General features: G+C 72.8%; 26 protein-coding genes. 16 read left to right on the top strand and 10 right to left on the bottom strand.

Annotated elements, in window-relative coordinates; translation table 11 throughout:
- Position 1: 1 nt before the first annotated feature.
- The 4 genes from ACZ4M5_RS16200 to ACZ4M5_RS16185 form a co-directional block, all read right to left on the bottom strand.
- A complete protein-coding gene (locus ACZ4M5_RS16200; protein ID WP_467737160.1) occupies positions 2-766 on the bottom strand; it encodes an alpha/beta fold hydrolase in 765 nt (254 codons plus the stop codon).
- Between the two features lie 54 nt (positions 767-820).
- Entirely contained in the window at positions 821-1,543 is a 723-nt protein-coding gene (locus ACZ4M5_RS16195) for an SDR family oxidoreductase (protein ID WP_467737158.1), read from the bottom strand.
- Between the two features lie 4 nt (positions 1,544-1,547).
- Positions 1,548-2,465 carry a LysR family transcriptional regulator gene (locus ACZ4M5_RS16190; protein WP_467737156.1) on the bottom strand — a complete coding sequence of 306 codons (918 nt, stop codon included), beginning with the start codon at positions 2,463-2,465 and terminating at the stop codon, positions 1,548-1,550.
- A 176-nt stretch (positions 2,466-2,641) separates the two neighbouring features.
- Entirely contained in the window at positions 2,642-3,169 is a 528-nt protein-coding gene (locus tag ACZ4M5_RS16185; protein WP_467737154.1) for a DUF4232 domain-containing protein, read from the bottom strand.
- Positions 3,170-3,516: 347 nt separating this feature from the next.
- Between ACZ4M5_RS16185 and ACZ4M5_RS16180 the strand changes: the two genes are divergently transcribed.
- Both ACZ4M5_RS16180 and ACZ4M5_RS16175 read left to right on the top strand, forming a co-directional pair.
- Positions 3,517-3,963, top strand: a complete 447-nt coding sequence (locus tag ACZ4M5_RS16180) for an SRPBCC domain-containing protein (protein WP_467737152.1) — start codon at positions 3,517-3,519, stop codon at positions 3,961-3,963.
- Positions 3,960-4,337 (top strand): ArsR/SmtB family transcription factor, encoded by a 378-nt coding sequence (locus ACZ4M5_RS16175; RefSeq protein ID WP_467737150.1) that lies wholly within the window; start codon positions 3,960-3,962, stop codon positions 4,335-4,337. The genes ACZ4M5_RS16180 and ACZ4M5_RS16175 overlap by 4 nt, the downstream gene beginning before the upstream one ends.
- Positions 4,338-4,379: 42 nt before the next feature.
- On the opposite strand, the gene ACZ4M5_RS16170 is transcribed toward ACZ4M5_RS16175, so the two are convergent.
- Positions 4,380-5,846, bottom strand: coding sequence for an alpha/beta hydrolase (locus tag ACZ4M5_RS16170; protein WP_467737379.1), 1,467 nt, complete (start codon positions 5,844-5,846; stop codon positions 4,380-4,382).
- 283 nt (positions 5,847-6,129) lie between these two features.
- On the bottom strand, positions 6,130-6,924 hold the full coding sequence (locus ACZ4M5_RS16165) for a MerR family transcriptional regulator (RefSeq protein WP_467737148.1): 795 nt from the start codon (positions 6,922-6,924) through the stop codon (positions 6,130-6,132).
- 78 nt (positions 6,925-7,002) lie between these two features.
- Here ACZ4M5_RS16165 and ACZ4M5_RS16160 point away from each other — a divergent pair, with 78 nt between their 5' ends.
- Complete coding sequence (locus tag ACZ4M5_RS16160) at positions 7,003-7,365, top strand: nuclear transport factor 2 family protein (protein ID WP_467737146.1); 363 nt, start codon at positions 7,003-7,005, stop codon at positions 7,363-7,365.
- A gap of 37 nt (positions 7,366-7,402) precedes the next feature.
- Positions 7,403-8,188, top strand: a complete 786-nt coding sequence (locus ACZ4M5_RS16155) for an SDR family oxidoreductase (RefSeq protein WP_467737144.1) — start codon at positions 7,403-7,405, stop codon at positions 8,186-8,188.
- Between the two features lie 395 nt (positions 8,189-8,583).
- On the opposite strand, the gene ACZ4M5_RS16150 is transcribed toward ACZ4M5_RS16155, so the two are convergent.
- The gene (locus ACZ4M5_RS16150; RefSeq protein ID WP_467737142.1) at positions 8,584-8,973 is read right to left on the bottom strand and encodes a cupin domain-containing protein; all 390 of its coding nucleotides are present in this window, start codon (positions 8,971-8,973) and stop codon (positions 8,584-8,586) included.
- Between the two features lie 142 nt (positions 8,974-9,115).
- Between ACZ4M5_RS16150 and ACZ4M5_RS16145 the strand changes: the two genes are divergently transcribed.
- From ACZ4M5_RS16145 to ACZ4M5_RS16110, 8 genes are all read left to right on the top strand, one after another.
- Positions 9,116-9,877: a ZIP family metal transporter gene (locus ACZ4M5_RS16145; protein ID WP_467737140.1), complete on the top strand. Its 762-nt coding sequence runs from the start codon at positions 9,116-9,118 to the stop codon at positions 9,875-9,877.
- A gap of 155 nt (positions 9,878-10,032) precedes the next feature.
- A complete protein-coding gene (locus tag ACZ4M5_RS16140) occupies positions 10,033-10,326 on the top strand; it encodes a hypothetical protein (protein WP_467737138.1) in 294 nt (97 codons plus the stop codon).
- Between the two features lie 275 nt (positions 10,327-10,601).
- On the top strand, positions 10,602-11,165 hold the full coding sequence (locus ACZ4M5_RS16135; protein WP_467737136.1) for a snapalysin family zinc-dependent metalloprotease: 564 nt from the start codon (positions 10,602-10,604) through the stop codon (positions 11,163-11,165).
- Positions 11,166-11,551: 386 nt separating this feature from the next.
- Entirely contained in the window at positions 11,552-13,615 is a 2,064-nt protein-coding gene (locus tag ACZ4M5_RS16130; RefSeq protein WP_467737134.1) for a discoidin domain-containing protein, read from the top strand.
- A gap of 109 nt (positions 13,616-13,724) precedes the next feature.
- On the top strand, positions 13,725-14,198 hold the full coding sequence (locus tag ACZ4M5_RS16125; RefSeq protein ID WP_467737132.1) for a hypothetical protein: 474 nt from the start codon (positions 13,725-13,727) through the stop codon (positions 14,196-14,198).
- A complete protein-coding gene (locus ACZ4M5_RS16120; protein ID WP_467737130.1) occupies positions 14,195-14,743 on the top strand; it encodes a hypothetical protein in 549 nt (182 codons plus the stop codon). Before ACZ4M5_RS16125 ends, ACZ4M5_RS16120 begins: the two co-directional genes overlap by 4 nt.
- A gap of 180 nt (positions 14,744-14,923) precedes the next feature.
- Positions 14,924-15,670 (top strand): SDR family oxidoreductase, encoded by a 747-nt coding sequence (locus ACZ4M5_RS16115; protein ID WP_467737128.1) that lies wholly within the window; start codon positions 14,924-14,926, stop codon positions 15,668-15,670.
- A 31-nt stretch (positions 15,671-15,701) separates the two neighbouring features.
- On the top strand, positions 15,702-16,340 hold the full coding sequence (locus tag ACZ4M5_RS16110; protein WP_467737126.1) for a TetR/AcrR family transcriptional regulator: 639 nt from the start codon (positions 15,702-15,704) through the stop codon (positions 16,338-16,340).
- A 22-nt stretch (positions 16,341-16,362) separates the two neighbouring features.
- On the opposite strand, the gene ACZ4M5_RS16105 is transcribed toward ACZ4M5_RS16110, so the two are convergent.
- Positions 16,363-18,525 carry an FUSC family protein gene (locus tag ACZ4M5_RS16105; RefSeq protein WP_467737124.1) on the bottom strand — a complete coding sequence of 721 codons (2,163 nt, stop codon included), beginning with the start codon at positions 18,523-18,525 and terminating at the stop codon, positions 16,363-16,365.
- Positions 18,526-18,682: 157 nt separating this feature from the next.
- A complete protein-coding gene (locus ACZ4M5_RS16100) occupies positions 18,683-20,302 on the bottom strand; it encodes an FAD-binding oxidoreductase (RefSeq protein ID WP_467737122.1) in 1,620 nt (539 codons plus the stop codon).
- 67 nt (positions 20,303-20,369) lie between these two features.
- Between ACZ4M5_RS16100 and ACZ4M5_RS16095 the strand changes: the two genes are divergently transcribed.
- From ACZ4M5_RS16095 to ACZ4M5_RS16085, 3 genes are all read left to right on the top strand, one after another.
- Positions 20,370-21,032 carry a TetR/AcrR family transcriptional regulator gene (locus tag ACZ4M5_RS16095; RefSeq protein WP_467737120.1) on the top strand — a complete coding sequence of 221 codons (663 nt, stop codon included), beginning with the start codon at positions 20,370-20,372 and terminating at the stop codon, positions 21,030-21,032.
- Between the two features lie 251 nt (positions 21,033-21,283).
- Complete coding sequence (locus ACZ4M5_RS16090) at positions 21,284-22,102, top strand: endonuclease/exonuclease/phosphatase family protein (RefSeq protein ID WP_467737377.1); 819 nt, start codon at positions 21,284-21,286, stop codon at positions 22,100-22,102.
- Between the two features lie 91 nt (positions 22,103-22,193).
- On the top strand, positions 22,194-22,811 hold the full coding sequence (locus ACZ4M5_RS16085; RefSeq protein ID WP_467737118.1) for a TOPRIM nucleotidyl transferase/hydrolase domain-containing protein: 618 nt from the start codon (positions 22,194-22,196) through the stop codon (positions 22,809-22,811).
- Between the two features lie 111 nt (positions 22,812-22,922).
- Here the strand turns inward: ACZ4M5_RS16085 and ACZ4M5_RS16080 are convergent, their stop codons facing one another.
- Positions 22,923-23,804, bottom strand: a complete 882-nt coding sequence (locus ACZ4M5_RS16080; protein ID WP_467737117.1) for an NAD(P)-dependent oxidoreductase — start codon at positions 23,802-23,804, stop codon at positions 22,923-22,925.
- A 160-nt stretch (positions 23,805-23,964) separates the two neighbouring features.
- Here ACZ4M5_RS16080 and ACZ4M5_RS16075 point away from each other — a divergent pair, with 160 nt between their 5' ends.
- Positions 23,965-24,564, top strand: coding sequence for a TetR/AcrR family transcriptional regulator (locus ACZ4M5_RS16075; protein WP_467737115.1), 600 nt, complete (start codon positions 23,965-23,967; stop codon positions 24,562-24,564).
- Positions 24,565-24,625 lie beyond the last annotated feature (61 nt).

The raw sequence follows: 24,625 nt of genomic DNA, 5'->3' as shown, positions 1-24,625 counted from the left end.
GTCACGGCGTTTCGTGCCGCGCCCCGTCCAGCACCCCGGCCGTGACGCCCGGGAAGCGGTGCGGGAACGCGTGCGCCCCCCGCACCACCACGGCCCGGCCCCGCACCGCCCGCCCGGCCAGGTACCGCACCCACCCCGGCGGGCTGAGGACGTCGTCCTCGGCCCCGACGAGGGTCACCGGGCAGGTCACCGACGGCAGGACCTCCTCGGGGGCGTCCGCCTGGCCGGAGCGCGCACAGGTCAGAAGCCGCCGGGGCCCGGCCGCCAGGTAGGACGGCAGCACGGCCGGTACGACGCCCGGGGACTCCTGCACGGCCGTGCGGAGCGCCGCGCCGAGCAGCGGCCCCATCCGGCGCAGCCGGGGCGGGAACGTCGGCGCCAGCAGCACCAGGGCCCGTACGCGTTGCGGCCTGCGCACGGCGGCGTGCAGCGCCACCTGGGCGCCGGTGGAATGCCCGGCCAGCACCACGGGCCGGCCGGGCACGTCCGTCAGCCACCGGGCCACCGTGTCCGCGAGCGCCCCCAGCGTGTCCCCGCAGACGGGCCCGGCGGGATCCCGGTGGCCCGGCACGTCCAGCAGGCGTGCCGGACCGGACCGGGCACAACGCTCCAGTGTCCGCAGCAGATACCCGGGCGCCCCCAGCCCGGGCACCAGCACCACGGGAACGCCTCCGGTGCCGAGGCGCGGCGTTCCCATGCTGCGGACCGCGGACGTCCCGGCCCGGTCGTGCGTGACGTGCAGAAGCGACTTCCCGTGCTGCGTCATGATCGACGAGTACCCGGCGCCGGGCGGAGTCGTCCCATGACGCACTCCACCCGCTCAGGCGGCGAGCGTGCCGCCGTCGACGACCGAGACCGTACCGGTCACGTAGTCCTGGTCCATGAGCGCGAGGAACGCCTTGGCCGCGTCGTCCGGATCCGCCACGCGGCCGAGGGGCAGGGACGCGGCGAGACCGGCGTACATGCCCTCGCGGTCCGCCTCGCTCATCCCGGACCACAGCGGCGAGCGTACGACACCGGGCGCCACGACGTTCACCCTGAGGGGCGCCAGTTCGACCGCGAGGCTGCGCGCGGCGGAGAGCACCGCGCCGGAGACCGCCGCGCCCAGCGTCCAGCCCGGCCCGCCCTTGAACGCCGCGGTGCCGCTGACGAGGGTGACGGATCCGCCCGCCGCGAGGTGCGGCACGGCGAGCCGGACGGCGTCGAGTGCGTGGAACAGGCGGAGGCCGAAGAACTCGCTCGCACGGTCGACCGTGTAGTCGGCGAGCGGAAGGCCGCTGAGGTTCTCCCCGGCGGTGTAGGCGAGGTGGTCGAACGTGCCGATCTCGTCGAACAGGGCCGCGACCGCGTCGGCGGAGCTCGCGTCCACGGCCCGTCCCACGACTCCGGCCGGCAGTTGCCCGAGCGCGCGCTCGACCGACGCGGCCCGGCTCGAGGCGATGGTGACCGCCGCCCCGGTGTCGGCGGCGCGCCGGGCGACGGCGAAGCCGATGCCGCTGGTTCCACCGAGGACGACGATGCGAGAGGAAGAAGTGATGGTCATGCATTCAGGGTCCGGCCGGGGTCGTCCCCCCGTCCAAGACCCTTTCCGTCGTCAGTGATGCCCGCAGGGTATGAGCGAGCGTGACGGCGCGGTTCAGCAGCGCCGATTCGCGGCCCGCGGCCCAGGCCACGCCGACCGCTCCGGGCGCCAGCCCGGGCACGGGCCGCACGACGACGTCGGGCCGGGTGTAGAACCGGGCCGTGGAGGCCGGCAGGAAGGCCACCCCGGACGAGGCGGCCACCCGTTCGAGCTTGATCTCCACCGCGTGCGGATGGTCGCCTCCGGCCGGTACGGGCAGGCCACGCGCGCGGCGGGCCTCACGCCACTCGGGAGCCGCGTCCGGGGACTGGAGCAGGTCGTACTCGGCGAGGGTGTGCGGACTCACCTCCTCGGCGGCGGCCAGGGGATGTGAGGCCGACAGGACGACGACCCGCTCCTCCCGGAACAGCGGCTCCACCTGCAGTCCGCGCCGGGGGACCGGCAGGCGCACCAGGCCGAGGTCGACGCGGCCGTCGAGGATCGTCTCCACCTGGTCGTCCCAACCGGTGCGGACCAGCTCGATCCGGATGTCGGGGGACGACTGCCGCAGGCCTTGCACGATCGGCGTGACCAGCAGACCGGGCATGAAGCCGATGGCCAGCCTCTCGATCCCCTCGGCCGCCTGACGGGCGCGCCGTTCCAGGGCGCCGGCCGACCGCAGCAGTTGGCGCCCGTCCTCCGCGATGAGCCGGCCCGCGTCGGTGAGCGTGGTGCCGCGCGTCGAGCGCTCGAACAGGACGACGCCGAGCTCTCGTTCCAGCACCGCGATCTGCCGGCTGAGGACCGGCTGGGCGATGTGCAGCTTCTCCGCGGCCCGGCCGAAGCTCAGGGTGTCGGCGACGGCCAGGAAGTACCGCAGACGCCGCAGATTGAGCTCTGACATGCGGGAATCCTACGGCGCGAGGAGTGCTTCGGGCGCGGTGAGGAGGGGAGGCGCGGTGTGCTCGGTCGATGATGTCGGCGGTCCGGGCCGCGGGCCCCGGATCCGCACGGCACGTTCGCGGTCGAGGCGGACACCGGGACGCCGGGCACCACGAGGGTGCCCGGCGCGGCGATCCGTCAGGCGGAGAAGGGCACGGCGTCGGCCGGGTCGGCGTGCCAGTTGGTCGCCTCGGGGCGGTCGACGGTCACGGTCTCCGGCAGTCGGAGCGTGACGGAGTGGAGCTCGTCGCCCATGACGGAGAGGTGCAGGCGGTCGAACTGCCTGCCGTGGTCGCCCGGGGTCGTCTTGGGGTTGATGCCCGCGTAGGCGGCCTTGGACCCGGACAGGGTCACGCCTTCGCCGACGGCCTGCTCCGCCGGCCCCACCTCGCTGTCGGCGGAGGACCCGAAGGAGGCGGACGGGAAGACGCCTCGCAGGTGGCAGGTGACACCGGGCTTGGCCTTGGCGGTCACGAGGAGGTGGCCACCCGCCTGTGTCTCGGACGTGACCTTGAAGGACAGGTCGCCGGTGACGCAGGCCCGCGTGACCTGGCCACGGCTGTCGGCCGCGGCGTGAGCGGTCGCCGTGGCGGTGGCGGTCAGGGCGGTGGCCGCCACGGCGGCCAGGGCGAGGCGGGCGGGCGAGGAAACGAGGCGCGAACGCATGTCGGGAACTCCAGGTGCGGAAGTGAAGGTCCGGCGGGTTGCTCGGACAACCGCAGCGTGGAACGGCATCCGTCCCGCGGGCCACGGGCTGCGGTCACTTCGGGATGCCGGAACGGTGGAACGGCAGCTGACCAGCGACGATGCGGACGACCTGGAACGGGTGAACGGGACGCCCCCGGGGCCGATGACCCCGCTCACCCCGTGCGTGCGGGCCCCGGGCGTGAGCTCCCGGGCCGCGCCCTACATCAGTGGCCGCGTCCCGAGATGCCAAGGTGCAACCACCGGGTTGCGCATCATTCACCAAGGTGCAACCCTGGAGTTGCAGATGACGACATGGAGGGACTTCCATGAACGAGGACAGGATCGAACGCGAAACCCTGATCGAGGCGCCGCTGGAGCGGGTCTGGTCACTGGTGGCCCAGCCCGGGTTCTGGGTCGCGGACAAGGAGAGCCTGCCCGGCACGGTGGCCAGGGAGGGTGACGTGCTCCTGGTGAAGAACTCCGAGCACGGCGACTTCCCCGTGCGGGTGGAGAAGGTCGACCCGCCGGCCTATCTGGCCTACCGCTGGACCAGTGCGTTCCCGGGTGAGGAACTGCGTGAGAACAACAGCACCCTGGTCGAGTTCACGCTGACCGAGGAGGGAACCGGCACCCGGCTCCGTGTCGTCGAGAGCGGTTTCACGGCGCTCGCCGGTTCCGAGGAGCTGCGCAGCCAGAACCTGAAGGACCACACCCAGGGCTGGCCCGTCGAACTCGGCGCGCTCAAGAGCCGCGCCGAGCAGCCCGCCGCGTGACCGAGGAACACCCCGGCGCCGCCGAGGTCGTCGACGGCGTCATCGGCGCGCTCGCAGACCCGACGCGGCGCCGGCTGCTCGACGTCCTGGCCGCGCGGGGGCAGGCCACCGCCACGACGCTCGCGCAGCAACTCCCCGTCTCCCGGCAGGCGGTGGTCAAGCACCTCGCGGTACTGGACGCCGCGGGGCTGGTCACCGGCAGCCGCGTGGGACGCGAGGTGCGCTACGCGGTGCGCCCGGACTCGCTGGACACCACGGCCCGGTGGATGGCCTCACTGGCCGCCGAGTGGGACAGGCGCCTGGCACGCATCAAGCGCGTGGCGGAGGCAGCGGAAGCCGCGGAGGCAGCGGAGGACGCGCGGCGCCCCGGCTGATGCCGGGGCGCCGGCATCGGGGCAGTGCCGTCGGGCCCGCCCTCAGGGTGCGATGCCCACCGAGGGCAGCCGGCTCCACTTCTTCTCCTGCGAGGCCGTGAGGGCCGGCCAGGTCAGGCCGCCGGGGCGGGGGTTGACGCGGGACGCGTAGGGCCGGGGGGTGAACGACGGCTCGTAGAAGCAGCCGGTGCCGTAGCGAGCGTCGTACCTGGGGCACGCGGCCGCGATCGAGGCCGGCGTGGGCTTCCTGCCGCCGCGGACCCAGGTGTCCAGCGCCGCGAGGGAGTTGGCGTACTCGGACGGGCTGAGGCCGCTGTGCTCGTGCTCGTCGGTGAAGGTCTGCACGAGATGCCGGTCTCGCCCGGCGCCCCGCAGACTGGCCCGGTAGGCGGCTTCGTGCTCGACGAACGCCGTCGGGTCGTCGATCGCGTGCAGCGTGAGGACGGGGACCGAGACCTTCCCGGTGAGGTCGCTGTCGTAGGAGAGGTCCCGCACCGCGGTCGGGTCCGCCGAGAAGCGCTCCACACCGGCGTTGAGGGCCGCGTCGTCATGGGAGCCGGAGTAGACGACTCCCTTGTTGGAGAACGGGTTCCGGTCGCCCAGCCGGTTGTGCACGATGTCCCGGAAGGTGAACGTGGCGAACCGCAGATGTGACTCCAGCGTCCGCTCGGGGATGCCGGTGACGGCGAGGATGTCGTCCAGGTTGCGTTGCTGCAGCGCGGTGCGGTCCTCGGGCGGAGAGGAGAACCCCGTGCACTCCTGGAGCCGTGCGCGCAGGCCGGAGGACGTCATCGTCGAACCCGCGCGCAACCCCCGCCACAACGGATACTGCACTTCGTCCGGCCGCGGGTGGTTTCGGCAGTAGTACTGGTAGACCACACGCAGGTCCACTCGGTAGTCGTATCCGCGCGAACCCCCGCCGAGGACACCGTTGGTGAGCAATACGCCGTCGTAGGGCCCGTGTTTCTTCGAGCCGTAGATCTCCACGGCCTTCGCGGCGACGTTTCCGCCCCACGACTGCCCGTGGAGATAGGTCCGTTCGGGCTTGCGGAAGTTCGCGGTGAACAGCCGGCGCAGACTCTCCGTGTCGGCGGCGGCCATGCGCGTTCCGTAGCCACCACGACGGTACGAGGAACCGGCCCAGGCGTACCCCTGCTCCACCATGACCGACCAGCGCTCCAGGTCGCCGACGCTGCGCTCGGGGTCGGAGCCCTCGCCCAGGTCGGGCCCGCCGTGGGCGTGCAGGACCAGGGAGCCGTTCCACTTCTCGGGCACGGCGATCGCGTAGAAGGCGCCGTCCGCGCTCCGCCCGGTGTAACAGGTCGCCTCGGCGGCCAAGCCGGTGGGACATGCGGTGGCCGTCGGATTGTCGGACGCGGCGGCGGGCGTGGACAGCGCGGGAACGGCGAGCGCGGCGACCAGGGCCGTGCCCAGCGCCACGGCCGGCCCCCGCCTGCGGGCGGGCAGAACCGCCCGAACACGTCTGGCCCACAGCCTTTTCGGCGGCATGCTCATCAGGCGCTTCCCTTCTATCGCCGGACGCGACCCTCGCGCGGCGGGCCTGATGCTAGGTGTGCCGGACAAGCAACTGAACGCCTGACCGAATTGAATTCATAATGGTCGAGGCGCGCCGGCGGCCGAGCCGGCAGGAGGGCGTCCGGCGGAGAAACACCGGCTGTGCGACCCAGGACCCGTCGCGCATGATGACTCTGCTGGGCAGTTCCGGCTCGCCCCGCCAGGCGCGCACCGTGTGCGCCCTGTCGTTCCAGGACTCCGCACCGCACCGACCGCCTCAGGTGACACGGAAGACCGGCCAGCCGATCTCGGTGCGCCACGCAGCGGGATCGCTCGTGTCACGGGGGCCGACGACGTAGACCTCCCGCACCGGCCCGGCCACCGACATCGCGTTCTCCACCACCCAAGCCCCGAGTTCGCCGTACGTGACCTCGATGCCGTCGTGCTCGCCGACATGGGTGGTGACCGCGAGTTCCGCGGCCGGCAGAGTCACGGGGTGCACGCGTCCGGTGCGAGGTGGCGCAGCCGACGGCAGGTAGACGACCGCGTGACCGCGCTCCTGCTCGAAAAGGGCGTTGTCGTAGCTGCCGCCCGGCGGTCCGGTCACGTCGGCGCCGACGGCCGCCTCCAATTCGGCCATCGCGCCTGCGTACCAGGTCTCGATGTCGCGATGCCCGACCACGGCCTCCACCGCCGCGACCGTCCGTGCGGGCTCCGCACGCAGCTCGACGTCGATGGGCGCGGGATCGGGCCGCAGCAGGCGGCGCAGCGACACGACTGCGGCCCGAGTGCGGTCGAGCGCATCCTCGAGGCGTTGCAGGTGCTCGGCGACCAGCACCGCCCGGACACCGGGGTCGGGGGCCCGCAGGATCTGCTGCACATCGCTCAGGGGGACGTCGAGCTCGCGGAGCCGGTGGATGACCTGCGCGGTCGGGATTTGATCGACGCCGTAGTAGCGATAACCGGTGGTCTCGTCCACCACGGCAGGTTCCAGCAGGGCCGCCTCGTGATACCGGCGCAGGGTCCGCACGCTCAAGTGGGTCAGCCGCGAGAACTCGCCAATGGTCAGCATCCCCTCATTCTGAACCTTCCCCCTGGGGGAGAGTCCACGGCTTGACCCTCCCGCCCCGCGAGGTCACACGGTGGGCTCATGACACAGCACACCGATCTCCCGTCCGATCTGCTCCCGCCCACCGTGCGCCAGTTCTTGGGCGCCCACATCGTCCGCGACGCCGACACCGCCTCGTCGTTCCTCGCCGAGGATGCGGTGATCGTCGACCAGGACGAGACCTTCCGCGGCCGGGAGGAGACCGACGCCTTCCTGCGGGACGCCGGGTCCGAGTTCGCATACACGACCGAGCAGATCGGCGCTCACCGTGTCGATGACACCCACTGGGTGGTAACCGTGCGGCTCGAAGGCACCTTCCCGGGAGGCGTCGCCGAGCTCGACTACCGGTTCGCGCTGCGGGACGACCTCATCGCCGAACTCGTCATCGCCAACCACCCGGCCTGACCGAACCTGCACCACCTCAATCTTCAGTGGAGAGAAAATGTCTAGTTCAGATCGCGATCGTCTCAACGGACGCCGGGCGTTGGTCACGGGCGGTTCGAAGGGCTCCGGCAAGGCCGTCGTGGAGAGACTGCGAGAGATGGGTGCCGACGTGTGGACCACGGCACGCACTATGCCCGGCGGCTACGAGCGCCCCGACCGGTTCATCGAGGCGGACACTTCCACGGTGGGCGGTGTAGAGGTTGTAGTGTCCAAGATTTCTGAGGGAGGTGCGCTGGACATCCTGGTGCACGTTGTCGGAGGATCGTCGACCCCGCCTGGCGGATTCGCTGCAGCGACTGAGGAGCACTGGCTGGCGGAGCTCAACCTGAACTTCTTGGGAGCTGTCCGACTGGATCGAGCACTGCTGCCGGCAATGGTGGAGGCGGGATCAGGAGTAGTCGTCCACGTCACGTCGATTCAGCATCAGATGCCGTTGCACGACGCGACGCTGCCGTACGCGTCAGCGAAGGGTGCCCTGCGTACGTACAGCAAGGGTCTCGCGAACGAACTGGCCCCACGAGGCGTGCGAGTGAACGCCGTCAGCCCCGGGGGGATTCAGACCGGAGCGTATGCGGGCTTCATCGACCAGCTCGCCAAGGGCAACGGAGTGACCCGCGAAGAGGCGGAGCAGAGCCTGATGGATTCCCTCGGAGGGGTTCCCATCGGAAGGTTCGCAACGACGGAAGAGGTCGCGGACCTGGTCGGCTTCCTCGTGTCGGACCGAGCCTCATCCATTGTGGGCGCGGAGTACGTCATCGACGGCGGCACTGTTCCCACCGTTTGAGCCAGACACCGGTTCCGAGTAGCCACTCGCGAACAGCTCGATCCGGTGGCGGAACCCCCTCCTTCACAAGGACCATGCGGGTACGACCCGATAGCCCTTCACCTGGAGAGCGCCTCTTTCCTTGCAGCCAACAGGACCCTGGAAAAGTCCAAGCGTTGCAGTTCAGGGGCGCTCTCTGCTTATTTGATCAAGCGTCGCCGCCCCAACTCGTGAAAGCGCGAGGTCAACGAGCGGACACGCGGCGCGCATGAGCCGCAGGACCTGGGCCCGATCCGGCACCCGGCCGACGTCGAGCGCGCTCTCGTCGCCACCGGACAACTGACCTCTTCTGGTGCGGCCGCTCGTGCCACCCCGCTCCGCGCCCACCTCGCCCCTGGTTCCGAAGGGTCGACGAGTCAGCGTCGGCCGATCCGCATCCCGGGACGCCGTCGGTGCACGGTCACGTACGCCATACCGTTCCCGCCCGCCGTCAGGCTGCGCACGCTGCCATGGGGGAGCCAGACCAGGGTGCCCGGTTCCAGCGTCTGCGGCCGCTCGGCCCGGCCGAGAGTGCCCCCACCCGTCACGACGAGCAGCAGGACGTCGAGGTCCGGCTCGGCGTGGGCGTCGATGTGCCCGTGGGCCGGGATGCGCACGAGGTTGGCGTCCAGTTGCCGTCCCGGTTCGGCCAGCCGCCACAGTGCCCCGGTCGACTCCGGGCCGGCCTCGGCGATCGACGCCGTGTTGCCCAGAATCCGCGGCAGGGGAGCGTCGTCGGTACCGGGACGCCCCTCCGAGTCAGCCATGGATCGACCCCTTGCTCCGTCGTGCGCCTGTCCTGGACGAATGCAGCAATCTAGCATCGGGCCGCCGGTGGGGGATCTGCCCCGACCTGGCTCCCGCCCGCCCCCACGTGCCGATCGTGCCTCTCGGGGTACACGGCCCCTCATGTCCGAAGCGATACAGGCAGGCGGCTGGGGGTTGCTCGCGGGCAGCGCGCTGCTGGTGGGAGCGGTGGTCGGTTACGGCCTGCGCGTGCCGCAGCAGGTCATCGCGCTGGTCATGGCGTTCGGCGCGGGCGTGCTGCTCTCGGCCGTCTCGTTCGAGCTGGTCGGTGAGGCGTACGAGCAGGGCGGCCTGGCCCCCGCGGCGGTGGGGACGCTGGGCGGGGCCGCGGCGTACACGGCGGGCAATCTGTGGCTCGCGCGCCGCGGGGCCCGCCACCGCAAGCGATCGGGCCACCACACCGTGCAGGCACAGCCGTCCGAGCAGCAGCAGAGTGGTTCCGGTCTCGCCCTCGCCCTGGGCGCGCTGCTGGACGGCGTGCCCGAGTCGGCCGTGATCGGTGTCAGCCTGCTGGACGGTGGCGCGGTCAGTCTCGTGACCGTCGCGGCCGTGTTCATCAGCAACGTCCCCGAGGGCCTGTCCAGTTCGGCGGGGATGAAGAAGGCCGGGCGCGGCAAGGGGTACGTCTTCGCCGTGTGGGGCGCGATCGCGGCCGCGAGCACCGTCTCCGCGATCCTCGGCTACGTGGTTCTGGGAGGCTTCTCGGCCACGGTGATCGCGGGAGTCACCGCGGTGGCCGCCGGGGCGATCCTGGCGATGGTCGCCGACACGATGATCCCCGAAGCGTTCGAGGAGGCTCACCTGGCGATCGGGCTGGTCACGGTCAGCGGTTTCCTCGTCTCCTTCGCGCTGTCCCATGCCTGACGCCCGGCTCCGGCCGGCCCGACCGGTGTGCCCGCCGCCCTCGTCCGGGTGCCGGGCCGCTGGTGTCCCGGACTCGCGGGGTGTACCGGCGGGCCTGTGTGTCACGAGTTGGCTCGGGGACGTTGGAGTGCGGGATTCGGGGTACCAGCGTCGGCATGGCACCGGAAACTGATCACGCTGAGTCCGTACGAGCCCTGCGGCAGCTGCGCAAGATCCGCATGTTCTACGCCGCGGGCGCGGCCCTGTGGGCCGTGTCGGCCGCCTCGTCGGCATGGGACGAGCCGGGAGGCCGCCAGATGTGGGTGTCGCTGGTGTTCCTGGTGGTCTTCGCCGCCCTGCTGGTCATGTCGTCCGTGTGGCTGCGGCGGCGGCAGGCCGAGGGTTCCGGCGAGGCCGTTCACCACGCCGCCCCGCGACGGGCGGCGTTGGGCCGGCACGCCAACGCCTGACTGCCGGGAGCTCGTGGCACCGGAATCGGCGGTCGGTCCGCTCGCCAGTACCGCAAGGACGGCATCGAGGAGCGGACCGGCCGCCGATTCGTGTGCCGGTCTTCTGTCCGGGGCGACCGAGCGGTCGACCGCCCATCAGGGGCGGCGCCCGCTCCTCGTGCACCAACGGCCCCCCGGGTCCCGCTGATTGACGGATTGACGAGCCGTACGACCGGGCAGGGACAGCCCGAGAATGTCATGAGCACGACTGCCCTTCCCCCACAAGGAGGTCGATCATGCACGTCCGTACGCTGACCGGCGGTGTCGCCGCCGCCTGTCTGGTGGCTCTGTCCCTGACGGGCGGACACGCTGTCGCCGCCGTCCCCGCAGCGAAAGACGCCCCTCTGGCCGCCCGGGTCCTCACCTACGATGCCAGCGGTTCCGCGGAGTTCAAGAGCGCCGTCGACCGGGGCGCGGCGATCTGGAACGAGAGCGTCGACTCCGTCGAACTGCGCCCCGTGGCCTCGGGGCAGCGCGCGAACATCCGGGTCCTGGCCGACAACGGCTGGCCCCGCGCCCTGCCCTCCGGCCTGGGCAGCGGCACCGTCTACATCGGACGCCAGGCCGTCGACCAGGGCTACAACACCGTCCGCATCTCCTCGCACGAACTCGGGCACATCCTGGGCCTCCCGGACCGCAAGCCCGGACCGTGTTCCAGCCTGATGTCCGGTTCCAGCGCGGGCACCGCGTGCACGAACCCGTACCCGAACACCGCCGAGAAGACGGAGGTCGAAGGCAACTTCGGCGGCGGATTCGCCGGACGGGGCGCAGCGGTCCGCACGGGGGTGATCGTGGACTGACGTGACCGGACCGGACCGGACCGGACCGGACCGGACCGGTCCGGTCCGGCACGGCCGGTCCCCGTCCCGGTGGCCGTGGTGGCCCCAGCACACCGGCCACCGGGACGCCGGCTCGGCGGAGCCGGAGGCGGAGGCGGGAGGCGGTGGCGGCCGACGGGCGGAGCCTGAGGGCCTGAGCCGGTGCCTGCCAGGTTCCCGCCTCCGCTCTCCCTGTGATGACCCGTCAGTAAGTAGTCCTACGAGGTGCCTTGACGCGCTGCCCGGCAGTGGTCATCCTCGACCCATCCTGAGTGTGGTCATGACAAATGGGCGGCCCGGGCTCCCGCGGTCCGGGGAGCGGCCCGATGTGTCGGCCGCGCCTTCCCGTTGACCGAGGGACGTGGGCTGTGACCCGTACGAAGCGCTCGTACCGCCGGCGTAGGCACATCACCGTGACGTCACTGCTGCTGCTCGTGCTGGCCGTCGTGCTGGGGCCCACGCCGAGCTCGGCGGCGGGCGGCGACTGGTGGAACCCGACCGCACGTCCCGCACCGGACTCGGGCGTCAACGTCACCGGGGAACCCTTCACCGGCACGGCCGCCAACGGCGAGGTGCGCGGCTTCGTCGACGCGCACGACCACATCTTCGCCAACGAGGCCTTCGGGGGACGCCTGATCTGCGGCAAGCCGTTCTCCGAACAGGGCATCGCCGAGGCGCTCAAGGACTGCCCCGAGCACTACCCCGACGGTTCCCTCGCCGTCTTCGACTTCATCACCAAGGGCGGTGACGGCAAGCACGACCCGGTCGGCTGGCCCACCTTCAAGGACTGGCCCGCCCACGACTCCCTGACCCACCAGCAGAATTACTACGCGTGGGTCGAGCGCGCATGGCGCGGCGGGCAGCGGGTGCTGGTCAACGACCTGGTCACCAACGGCGTCATCTGCTCCGTCTACTTCTTCAAGGACCGCGGCTGCGACGAGATGACCTCCATCCGCCTGCAGGCCAAGCTGTCGTACGACATGCAGTCCTACATCGACAAGATCTACGGCGGGCCCGGCAAGGGCTTCTTCCGCATCGTCACCGACAGCGCCCAGGCCCGTGACGTCATCGAGCAGGGCAAACTCGCGGTCGTTCTCGGTGTGGAGACCTCCGAGCCGTTCGGGTGCAAGCAGGTCCTGGACATCGCCCAGTGCAGCAGGGCCGACATCGACAAGGGCCTCGACGAGCTGCACGCCCTGGGCGTGCGCAGCATGTTCCTGTGCCACAAGTTCGACAACGCCCTGTGCGGGGTCCGCTTCGACTCCGGCACGCTCGGCACGGCCATCAACGTCGGTCAGTTCCTGTCGACCGGCACCTTCTGGAAGACCGAGAAGTGCACCGGCCCGCAGCACGACAACCCGATCGGCAACGCGCCGGCGGCCGGAGCCGAGAAGAAGCTCCCGGCGGGCGTGGCCGTCCCGTCCTACGCCGCCGACGCCCAGTGCAACGTCCGCGGGCTCACCGACCTCGGCGAGTACGCCGTGCGCGGCATGATGCAACGCGGGATGATGCTCGAGGTCGACCACATGAGCGTCAAGGCCACCGGCCGGGTCCTGGACATCTTCGAGGCCGCTTCCTACCCCGGCGTGCTCTCCTCGCACAGCTGGATGGACATGGACTGGACCGAACGGGTCTACGGACTGGGCGGGTTCATCGCCCAGTACATGCACGGCTCCGAGGGCTTCGTCGCCGAGGCCGAACGCACGGAGGCGCTGCGCGACAAGTACCGCGTGGGCTACGGCTACGGCACCGACATGAACGGCGTCGGCGGCTGGCCGGCCCCGCGCGGCGCGGATGCGCCCGACAAGGTGACCTACCCGTTCAGGAGCGTCGACGGCGGCTCGGTGATCGACCGGCAGACCACCGGTCAGCGGACCTGGGACCTGAACACCGACGGGGCGGCCCACTACGGCCTGGTGCCCGACTGGATCGAGGACATCCGCCGGGTCGGCGGACAGGACGTCGTCGACGACCTCTTCCGGGGTGCCGAGTCCTACCTCGACACCTGGGCCGCCTCGGAGCAGCACCGGCCGATGACCAATCTGGCCACGGGCGCGACCGCATCGGCCAGTTCCTCGGAGTGGAGCCTGTTCACCAGTTACAAACCGCAGCGGGCCGTGGACGGGGACGGCGGCACGCGCTGGGCGAGCGACTGGAGCGACGACCAGTGGTACCGGCTCGACCTGGGCTCCACCCGGTCCGTCCGGCAGGTCACCCTCGACTGGGAGCGGGCCTACGGCACGTCGTACCGCATCGAACTCTCCACCGACGGCACGACCTGGCGCACCGCGTGGTCAACGACGGCGGGCGACGGCGGCCTGGACACGGCCCGCTTCACGGCCACACCCGCTCGTTACGTCCGCATCCACGGCCTGCAACGCGCCACCGACTGGGGCTACTCCCTGTACGAGGTGGGCGTGCACGGAAGCTGAGGCGAGCGCGAGCCCGTCGCGCACGCCGACCCGGCCGGCCGGTAAACCCGCTGGTCCCTCCGACGCCGCGTGGTCCACCATGGGGCGTCGCAACGGAGGGGGAGAGCTGATGGGTTACGACCTGCATGCCGTCATCGGGGGCGAGGACATGCTGCGCGTGGCCGGCCGCGGCATCGCCGTCGCCCGGTCGGTGCCGATCGGGCAGGGGCTTGCGCTCATGCCGATGACGGACGCGCTGCTCGACGGGCTCGAAGCAGGTGACGGGGAGCGGGTGCGGGGGTTCTGGCGGCTGCCGGAGGGGTTCGACCGTCAGCTCGCCCGCTGGTCGGCCGCGGGGCCGGTGGCGTACGTGGAGGCGGAGTACTTCGGTGGCCTGGGCGAGCAGCGCGCCGCCGTGTGGGACGGCGGAGCCCTGGTGTTCGGGCCGCTCCACGTCGACGAGGGTGAGCCTTCCCCGCCGGCCGGCAGTCCGATCTCCCAGGCGCTGCGGCGGCTGGGCGTGGTGGCCGGTGCCGGCGAGGACGAGTTCTCGGCGGTGGGGCTGGACCGGCATCGCCACGACGAAGCCTGGATCGGCCAGTGAGCCGTCCACTGCTGTTCCTCGACGTGGACGGGCCGCTCAACCCGTATGCGGCAAAACCGGAGAGGCGGCCCGACGGCTACACGACCCTCCGAGTGCCCCGCGGCGACGACGGATCTCATGAAGAGGGCCGGAGCCTCTCGCGGCGCCGGCGGCCCCGGAGGGTCTGGCTGAACCCGCAGCACGGCCGCCGGCTGCTCCGGCTCGGCTTCGAGCTGTGGTGGGGCACCACATGGATGGATGAGGCCAACCAATGGATCGAACCGGTCCTCGGCCTTCCGGACCTTCCCTTCGTCGACTTCGGCGACGTCCTGCTGCAGGAACGCCCCGACGGAGTCCACTGGAAGACCGCTCCGCTGGTGGACCACGCCGGTGGCCGGCCCTTCGCCTGGGTGGACGACGAGCAGAGCGGGCTGGACCAGGCATACGTGACGGCACACCATCCAGGGCCCGCACTCCTGCACCACGTCAATCCCCGGCTCGGTCTGCGGGAGGACGACTTCCACGCCTTGGCCGCCTTCGCCCGCTCACTGAGCGCCGCCTCCTGAGCGCCCCCACCTGAGCGCCCCCTCCTGAACGGCCCCTCGCCGGGAGCACCCAGCGCCGAGCAACCCTCTCCGGGCATCTCTCCGTCACCCCGTCGACCTCCACGGACGGAGAAGTGGACGGCGCGTTCATTTCGTGCTTATATGGACTCAGCGTTCACTTCCAAGTGCTGGAGGCAGGCCATGACCGCCACCCCCGAGACCAACCCCCGCGTCGCCCTCGTCACCGGCGGTTCCGGCGGCATCGGCAGGGCCGTCGTCGAGCGGCTCGCCTCGGACGGCTTCACCGTCGCGGTGCACTACGCGGGCAACAAGGGCAGGGCCGACGCGCTCGTCGAGGAGGTCACCGCGTCCGGCGGCCAGGCCGTGGCCGTCGGCGGTGACGTCGCCGACGAGCGCGCGATGGAAGCCGCCTTCGACGCCGTCGAGACCGCCTTCGGGGGGATCGACGTGGTCGTCAACACCGCCGGGATCATGGTGCTCGCGCCCATCGCCGAGCTGGACCTGGACGATCTGGACCGGATGCACCGCACGAACATCCGCGGCACCTTCGTCGTCGCCCAGCAGGCAGCGCGCCGCGTCCGCCGCGGAGGCGCGATCATCAACGTCTCCACGTCCGTCACCCGCACCCAGCTGCCCACCTACGGGGCGTACGTGGCCAGCAAGGCCGCCGTGCAGAGCATCTCGCTGATCCTCGCCAGGGAACTGCGCGGCAGGGACATCACCGTCAACACCGTCGCCCCCGGCCCGGTCGCCACCCCGCTCTTCCTCGAGGGCAAGGACGAGACGGCCGTCGCCCGTTTCGCCGAGGCCACCCCGCTGGAGCGGCTGGGCGAACCCCGCGACGTCGCCGAGACGGTCGCCTTCCTCGCGGGCCCCGCCCGCTGGGTCAACGGCCAGACCCTCTACACCAACGGCGGACTGGCCTGACCCGGTCCCGGACGAGTAAGGGGGAGAAGACGTGACGAAGCAGGCCGAGGACGCCGTGGGGCGTCCGGCCCGCGGGCGGGGACGCCGCCCGGCCGACGAGGTGCGCGCGGACGTCTTCCGCGTGGTCGGGGAGATCCTCATGGACGAGGGGATCTCCGATCTGACCTTCGAACGGGTGGCCCGCCGGTCCGGCGTCAGCAAGACGACGCTGTACAAGTGGTGGCCCTCCAAGGGCGCACTCGCCCTGGACGGCTACTTCCACGCCGTGGAGGAGACGCTCGCCTTCGACGACACCGGCGACATCCGCGCCGATCTGACCCGCCAACTGCGGGCGTTCGCCCGCATCATGACCGGGAGCCCGGCCGGCCGGGTGGTGACCGAGCTGATCGGCCAGTCCCAGACCGACGAGGATCTGGCCACCGCCTTCCGCTCCTTGTACTCCTCCGGGCGCCGGCGGCTGGCGGGGGAGCGGCTGCTGCGTGCCAGGGAGCAGGGGCAGATCCGTGCGGACGTCGACGTCCAGGTCCTCGTCGACCAGCTGTGGGGCGCCGTCTACCACCGTCTGCTGATCCCGGACGAGCCCGTGACCGAGGACTTCGTGCTGGCCCTGGTCGCCAATGTGCTGGACGGCGTCTCCCCCCGGCCGGGGGAAGGCCCGGCCGGCTCCTGAGTCCGCGGGCCCGCAGGCCCGGTCAGCGGCGTGACCGTCGGCGTCCGGCCGGACCGGCGGCAGCCCGCCCACCCGGCACGCCCGGTTCGCTCCGGTGGTGGCCGGTGGCCGCTCGGAGGTCGGCGGCGAGGGCGCTCAGCCAGACCTCCACGTCGACGAGTGGCGGCAGCAGCCGTGGCGGCACCGCGGCGGCCACCTCGGACGGCAGCGGGGTCGGCCGGACCTCCTCGGGACGCGGGGGGAAGTCCGCCACCCGCCGGGCGGCCGCCTCCACCTCCCCGCACGCACGCGTGACCCAGTCCCGGGCCGCGGGCGGCAGACCGCCCCCCTCACCCGTCCGGGGCAGCCAGTAGGCGCCGACCAGGACGCGAGCGCCGTAGTTGAGGGCGGCGAGCCAGTCGGGTCCGTCGGCCTCGACGCGCGGGGACGGCTCGGTGCGGTACTGGGCGTAGGCCCCCTCCGCGATGCGGAGCCGGTGCCGCGTCAGTCGCAGGGCCTGGTGCGCGAGCTCCCGCGCCGCCCCGGCGTCGGGCCCCGTCGTAGCCGCTTCGGCGGTCGCGCCGACCAGCGGTGCCGTGGCCCGCAGCAGGACGCCGGCACTGTGCCGCACCTCGGCGCGTGCCCCCGCCGGCCAGGCAAGGAGACCGCACAGCAGACCGATCGCACTGCCCGTGAGCACGTCCAGCAGCCGCGCTTCCGCGAGCCGCCACGTCACGGGTGCGAGTTGCGCGAACGCCGTGGCGACGACCAGGGTGAACAGTCCCTGTGCCCAGGCCGGGCCCTCCATCGGCCCGACCGTGAAGGCCACCAGCATCATCGGCACCAGCAGGTACGCGTACACCTCGGCCGATCCGCCCGCCCCGACGACAAGCAGCCCGGCGGCGCACGCGCCCACCAGCGTGCCCACCGCCGCCGCCCGCACCACCGACCAGGTCGCCACGGCCGTGGTGCGCCCGAGGGTCAGCACCGACAGCAGGACCCAGAAGCCGTGCGGCAGATCGAGCGACCCCGCCACCAGCCGGGCCAGCGCGAGCCCCAGGGCGACGCGCCAGGCGTTCTGGAACACGACGGAGCGCCGGGTGAGATGGCCCGTGGCCCGGATCAGCCACAGACGGACGGAGCCCGTGCGGGCGTACCAGAACTGCTCGCGGGGCAGCCCGTACACCGGGGTGCGGCCGTCGGCCGCCAGGGCCACCGCCGCGCGCGCGGTCACGGCCGACACCGCGATCGTCAGCACCGTCGACTGCCGCCGCAACAAGGCGTGCGCGGACGGGGTCCGCACATCGGGCGGAGCGCCGCGCACGGCCAGGAAGTGGGCGGTCATCTCCTCGATCCGCTCGGGACCGGAGGCGGGCCGGAGCCCCCGCAGGGCTCCCGCCGTCTCCCGGCAGCCGTCCGCGACACCGCGCAGGAGGGCGTCCGACGCCGGGTCGGCTCCGGTGGCGGGCAGGCCGGTGAGCGTGGCGAGCTGGTCCAGCAGCCGGCGCGTCGCGGCGCCCGCGTGGGCCAGGGCGCGGTCTTTGCGGCCCGGCCCGGTGGGGCGGGTGCCGGGCGGCTGCCGGGACAGGCGCAGATCACGGCCGGCCTGCCGCAACCGCGCTGCCCCCACGGGCTCGGTGGCGCCGCCGACGAGACGCCCGGCCGCGTGGGCGGCGAACGCCAGGGTGCCGGCGACCCGCTCCCGGTACGAGGGCTCCGGGGGATCCGGCAGCAGGAGCAGCTCGCCCAGCGACAGCAGCACCATGCCGACGGCCAGACCGGCCAGGCGCTGCGGCAGGGTGTCCGGGGCGTACGGGGGGAAGCACGCCAGGATGTAGAACAACTCCAGGCCGGGCGCGGTCCCGGCCGGCCGGGGACCGAACGTCGTGCCGAACGTGAGCACGAACCCCACGACGAACATGCCCGCCACGGCCGACCAGGTCGACACGGCGAGGACGGTCCCGAGGGCCACCAGAGCGGCGGCGGCCGGCAGGACCCGCAGGACGGTGCCGGCGCGTCTGCGGCCGGACCCGGGATTCGGAGACAGCACACCGAACGCGATCGGGGCGAACAACGCGTAGATCGCGGTGACGGGCTGGTCCCACAGGTGCAGGGCGGGGTAGAAGCCGACGGCGGCGGCGACCGTCACGCGCAGGGCGCGCCGGCCCGCCCGGACGGATGCGGAGAGCGACGGCCGTTTCGGCATGGGCGACCTCCACGCACATCGCTTCGGGAGCCGGTCCGGGACACCTCCTGTCCCACCAGTGTCACCCGCCTCGGGCGCTCACGCGGCGGCACGCGTCCGTACAGCGGTGCCGCCGACCCTTCGGGCCACGACGAGCGCCGCAGCCGCAGCCGCCGCCTCAGCCGACCAGGACGCCCGGGTTGAGGACGCGCCGGGGGTCCAGGGCGTCCTTGGCGGCGTGCAGCGCGACGGCGAAGGGCCCGGGACGCTGGAGGTCGTAGCCGGCCCGGTGGTCGCGGCCGACCGCGTGGTGGTGGGTGATGGTCGCGCGGTGCCGGTGGAGCACCTCGCACGCGGCGGCCTTCACCTCGTCCCACACGGCGACCTCGGCACCGGGCCGCGCGGCGACGGCGACGGTGAAGTAGGGGGCCGCGCCGTCCGGGTAGACGTGCGTCAGACGGCAGTTGACCGTGGCCGGGTGCCCGGTGGCCTTCCGCGCGGCGGCGCCGACCTCGGTCCGTACGGCATCGACGAGGGCGGGGAGGCGGTCCCAGGTGGTGGCCGTCTCGAAGGTCTCCACGACGGCGCCCATCCGGGCCAGGCCGTCGCGCAGGTAGGGCATCCGCAGGAACGCCGCGCGCCAGGCGCTGACCGCCGTGTCGGCCGGGGCGTCCGGCCCGGCCGCCGGTTCGTCGCCGGTACCGGCCCGGCCACCGTGCGCGCGGGCCAGGTCCAGAGCCGCGGCGAGGCCGTCGTCGACGGGCGCGGTGGCGGACTCGAAGCCCAGCACGAGGACGGAGGAACCGTCCTGCGCGGCCCCGGACCTCAGTGCCTCCCCGGGGTCGAGCAGGCGGCAGTTGGCCGGGGCGAGGTCCGACTGGGCGAGGGTGCGCACCGCGTCCAGTGCCTGGTGGAAGCCGGTGAAGGCGACGGACGCCGAAGCCTTGAACTGGGGACGTTCCTGCAGGCGCATCCACGCCTCGGTGATGACGCCGAACGCTCCCTCGGAGCCGAGGAAGAACCGGTCGGGCGAGGGTCCGGCGCCGGACGCGGGCAGGCGCCAGGACGTGCCGGAGCCGGCGGGCGTCACCACGGTCATGCCCTGCACGAAGTCGTCGATGTGGGTGCGCTGCGTGGCGTAGTGGCCCCCGGCGCGGGTGGCCAGCCAGCCGCCCAGCGTGGAGAACTCGAAGCTCTGCGGGAAGTGGCGCAGCGTGAGGCCGTGGGGCCGCAACTGCCGTTCCAGCGCGGGCCCGAGCGCGCCCGCCTGGATCCGGGCCGAGCGGCTGACCGCGTCGACCTCGAGGACCCGGTCCATCGCGGTCAGGTCCAGCGACAGCACCGCGCGGTGGGCGTCCCCCCGGTACTCCACACCGCCGACCACCGAGGTGCCGCCGCCGAACGGGACGACGGCCACGTCCCGGTCGCCGGCCCAGTCCAGCAGGTCGGCCACGTCCCGGTCGCGGCGCGGCCGGGCGACGAGGTCGGGGATCCGTCCCGGCCGGCCGTGCAGGGCCCGGGCGATGTCCCGGTAGGCCTTGCCCATGGCGTGGGCGGCACGTACGTCGGGCTCGGCGCTGATCAGACGGGTCAGCGCGGCGGGCGGTGTCACACCGGGGCGGCCGATCGGCAGGTCGGCGATCCGCGGCAGGGGCAGGGGGCGGGCCCGCGTGCCCGGCAGGAGGGAGCCCAGGGCCGTGCACTCGGAGTCACTGGGCTGGGCGTCGGCGTAGCCCCAGCCCCACCACGAGCGGATGCGGGCCGAACCGGTACCGGACGGTGCGGAGGACGAGGACATACGTGTGCTCCCGACGGGACGCAGGAAGTTACCCGACGGAAAATTACCCTAGGGTAATATCAGTGCCATGCCAACGCCTCCAGCGCGGGCCGGCACCAAGGGAGTGCCCAGGGCCGCACGCGAACGACAGATGCTGGCGGCCGCCACCGAGGAGTTCGGCCGCCGCGGCTACGAAGCCACCACCATGGCCGCCGTCGCCGCCCGGGTGGGTGTCACCAAGCCCCTGCTCCACCAGTACTTCGGCGGCAAGCAGGACCTCTACCTGGCCTGCCTCGACCCGGTCGGCCGCCGCCTGCTGGACGCCGTGCGCACCGCCATGGCCGAGCCCGCACCGGGCGCACCGCCCACGCCCCTGCGCGTGCTGAGCGCCCTGTTCACCGCGCTGGACGGGCAGCGCGAGGCCTGGTTCGTCCTCTACGACGCCACCCTGCCGCCCGGCAGCGACGCCGCCCTGCGTGCCGCGCACTACCGGGACGCCATCGACGACCTGGCCGCCGTCGGCACCGCCGACCTGCTGCGCACCGCCGGTTCCACCGACCCTCTGGACGCCGACGCCCTCACCTACGCCTGGCGCGGCCTGTGCACCGCCCTGGTGCGCTGGTGGGTGACGCACCCGGACCAGACACCGGAGGCCATGACGGAACGCTGCGCACGCCTGTTCACGGCGGGGCGTGGCATCCTCGCCGTGGACGCGGGGGACACCCGAGCGGGTCCTGAGCGCCCTCGGTGACGGCCCGAAGGTCCGGGCGGACCTCGGCACGGTGCCCAACGCGGCTGTGCGGGCGGTTCGTTGGAAACTCCGCGGAGCCCCGGCGCGTTGCAGGGTCAGAGCGCCGTCACCCGCCGAGGCGCCGGTCACCGGGGCTGCCCCGGGCGCCGCGGCTCGTCCACATGCTCATCCCATAACCTCGTGCGTGAGAGGTCGTACTCCCCGAGGAGGTCCTGGTGCTCGGAAGAGGCCCGCGGTTGCTCGCCGGCGCCATGGCCGCGCTCTGTCTGCTGCTCATCGGCCCCAGCGCACCGAGCGGCGCCCTCATCGGCGGTTCCGCGCCGGTCGAAGCCGCCCGGGACATCGTGCCGAACCGGGTCATGACCTGGAACATCTGCAACCCCTGCGAGGTCGGCGACGTCGAGCGGGCGGCGGAGATCGCCGCGTACGCTCCGCAGGTCGTCGCCATGCAGGAGGCGTGCGTCCGGGACGTCGAGAGGATCCGCGACTACCTGGAGCACCGGCACGGGCTGGTCTACCACGTCGAGTACGGGTCCGTCCTGCAGAGTTGGGGACGCTGCGGGGGGCTGCCGTGGAACCCCGGAGGCTTCGGCCAGGCGATCCTCTCGGCAGCCCCCATGTCCGGCCTGGTCACCGCCGAGTACCCCGACGGCGGGTCCGAGGACCGCGGGTACATGGCGGTCACGACCACCGTGGGCGACCGTCCGGTCAGGGTCTTCAACACGCACCTCGCGCAGCGGCGCCAGGAGGAGGTCCGCGCGGGCCAGGTCGGGGTCCTCACCGAAGAGGTGGCGCGGCACGACCGGGCGATCGTCCTCGGCGATTTCAACGCCGTGCCCGAGGCACCCGAACTCACCGGGATGTGGACCCTGGCGACGGACACCGACGCCCAGTGCCGCCCCGAACCCAGCGGCACGTGCCGGCCGACCACCGACTGGCAGAGCAAGTTCGACTACGTCTTCCTGCGCGGCATCTCCCCTCGCGACCACCGCGTGCACCCCAGCCCCGCCTCCGACCACCACGTGGTGTACGCCGACCTGGACCTGCCCCGGCCGGCGGGCCGGTCCTGAACGGGCGCAGGACGACGACCGGGCTCGCGCCGGACCCCCTCGGTGGAAAAGCGCTCGCGCCGGGGGCCCGTCGGGCCGAGACTCGGGCCTCATGAGTGACCTGGGGGCGTTCGGGGACGCGGTGACGGCGTGGGCGGCGGGCGGCTGTGGCGGGCCCGCGAGCGAACTGGCGTCGCGGCTGGGGGTGCGCGCCGCCGTCCTGCTCGAAGGGCGGAGCGACGTGGCCGCGGTCAACGCCCTGGCTGCCCGCCGGGGCCGGGACCTGGCGTCCGAAGGGATCTGCGTCCTCTCGATCGGGGGAGCCATGAGCGTGGGGCGCTACGCCCGGCTCCTGGGCTCACCCGGGCTGGGCCTGCGCCTCACGGGGCTCTGCGACGAGGGCGAACGCGCCTACTACGCCCGCGGTTTCGAGATCGCGGGTGCGGCGCGGGACGACTTCTTCGTCTGCGCGGCGGACCTGGAGGACGAACTCATCCGTGCCCTGGGCGTGGCGCGCGTGGAGGAACTCGTCCGGCAGGAGGGGGACCGTCGGCCCCTGCAGACCTTCCTGCGCCAGCCCGCCCAGCAGGGCCGGGCCCCGCAGCAGCAGCTCCGCCGGTTCCTCGGGACGAAGAAGGGACGCAAGATCCACTACGGCCGCGTCCTGGTCGAGGCCCTCGAGGCGGACCAGGTGCCACAGCCGCTGGCCCGCCTGCTCGCCGTGCTGTGAGGGCGCCGCCCCCACCTGGCCACCGCCGCGCCGTCCGTGCCCCGGCCGTCGCCGCGCCGTCCGCGCCCCGGCCGTCGCCCGACACGCCGTCGCCGGACCGGCCGCCGTCGGTCACGCCTCCGCCTCCGCGGTCCGGGCCTCGATCGCCCGGAGCACCGCGACCATGTCGTCGCCGCCGTGGCCCCGCCGCACCGTCTCCTCGAAGAGGGCGTGGCAGACGTCCAGGAGCGGGGACGCCACGTCGGCCTTGCGGGCCGCCTCCGCGATCAGGCGGTTGTTCTTCAGCACGTCCGCCGCGGCGGCCTGGACCGAGAAGTCACGCTCCAGCAGCTTCGGCCCCTTCATGCGTGAGACGGCACTGGCCATCGGGCCCGCGTCCAGGACGTCCCGCAGCAGCCCCTGGTCCAGCCCGTGCCGGTCGGCGAAGTGGAACGACTCCGCGAGCCCGGTGACCACGGTGATCAGGAACAGGTTGACGGAGAACTTCATCAGCAGCGCCCCCGGGACGGGCCCGCACCCGAAGGTCTCCCGGCACACCGGGGCGAGCAGCGGCCGCACGGCCGCCACCGCGTCCTCGTCCCCCGCCAGCATCCCCACCAGTTCGCCCCGCTCGGCGGGGACGCGGCTCCCGGAGACCGGGGCCTCGACGTACCGTCCGCCCGCGCCCCGGATGTCGCCCTCCAGAGCGCGGGAGTACTCGGCCGAGGTCGTGCCCATGTGGACGACCGTGCGGCCGGCGACGCGCCGGCCGAAGTCCGGGGTGCCGCGCCCGAGCACGGTGTCGACGGCGGCCTCGTCGGCCAGCATCAGGAACACCGTGCCCGCCCGCTGGAACACCTCCTCGGCGTCCGCCGCCACGTCGGCGCCGGCGGCCCGCAGCGGCTCGCATCGCCCGGGCGTGCGGTTCCACACCACGAGGCGCGTCCCGGCGCGGGCCATGTTCCGTGCCATGGGCTGCCCCATGACCCCCAGGCCGATGAAACCGACGTCCATGACGCACCGCCCTCTCCGCCCGCCCGCACCCCGGGCCGCCGACGAGACCCTCGACTATGACAGCCGTCATAGTAGCCGCCGCCATGACAGCGGTCATAGGGTGAGCGGTGGACGGGATCGCGCATGGACGGGATCGCGCGTGGGACGACGGAGGGCGGAGATGGCGGAGCGGGCACGGGGACCGCGGGAGCGGATGGTCTTCAGCGCCGCCCAGCTCATCCGGCGGGAAGGAGTCGTCTCCACCGGCATGCGCGAGGTCGCCGTCGACGCCGGCGCGCCGCGCGGTTCGCTCCAGCACTACTTCCCCGGCGGTAAGACACAGCTGGTCGACGAGGCGGTGAGCTGGGCGGGGGGTTACGCGGCCCGGCGGGTCGCCCGGTTCCTGGCCGCCCTGCCCGAGCCGACGCCCGGCGCGCTGTTCGCCGCGATGGTGCGTCAGTGGACCGACGAGTACGAGACGGCCGGCTTCTCCGGCGGCTGCCCGGTCGCCGCCGCCACGGTCGACTGCGCGGAGTCCGCCGACTCCACCCGCCGGGCGGCGTCCGCCGCCTTCGGCAGGTGGACCTCCGCGGTGGCCGACGCCCTGACCGGGATGGGCGTGCCGGGGGAGCGGGCCGACGCGCTCGCCACCCTCATGATCAGCAGCCTTGAGGGGGCCATCCTCCTCGCCCGGGCCGAGCGGGACGTCCGTCCTCTCACGACCGTGGCCCGGGAGCTGGGCCCCGTCCTCGACGCTGCGGCCGGGACGAAGGACCACTGACAGCCGGGGCGAAGGACGGCCGACAGCCGGAGCGAAGGACGGCCGACGAACCCGACCGGGT

Source organism: Streptomyces sp. NPDC026246, from assembly GCF_055567995.1.
Note: the sequence above shows the minus strand (reverse complement) of the source record. Positions and strands in the feature narration are given on the sequence as shown.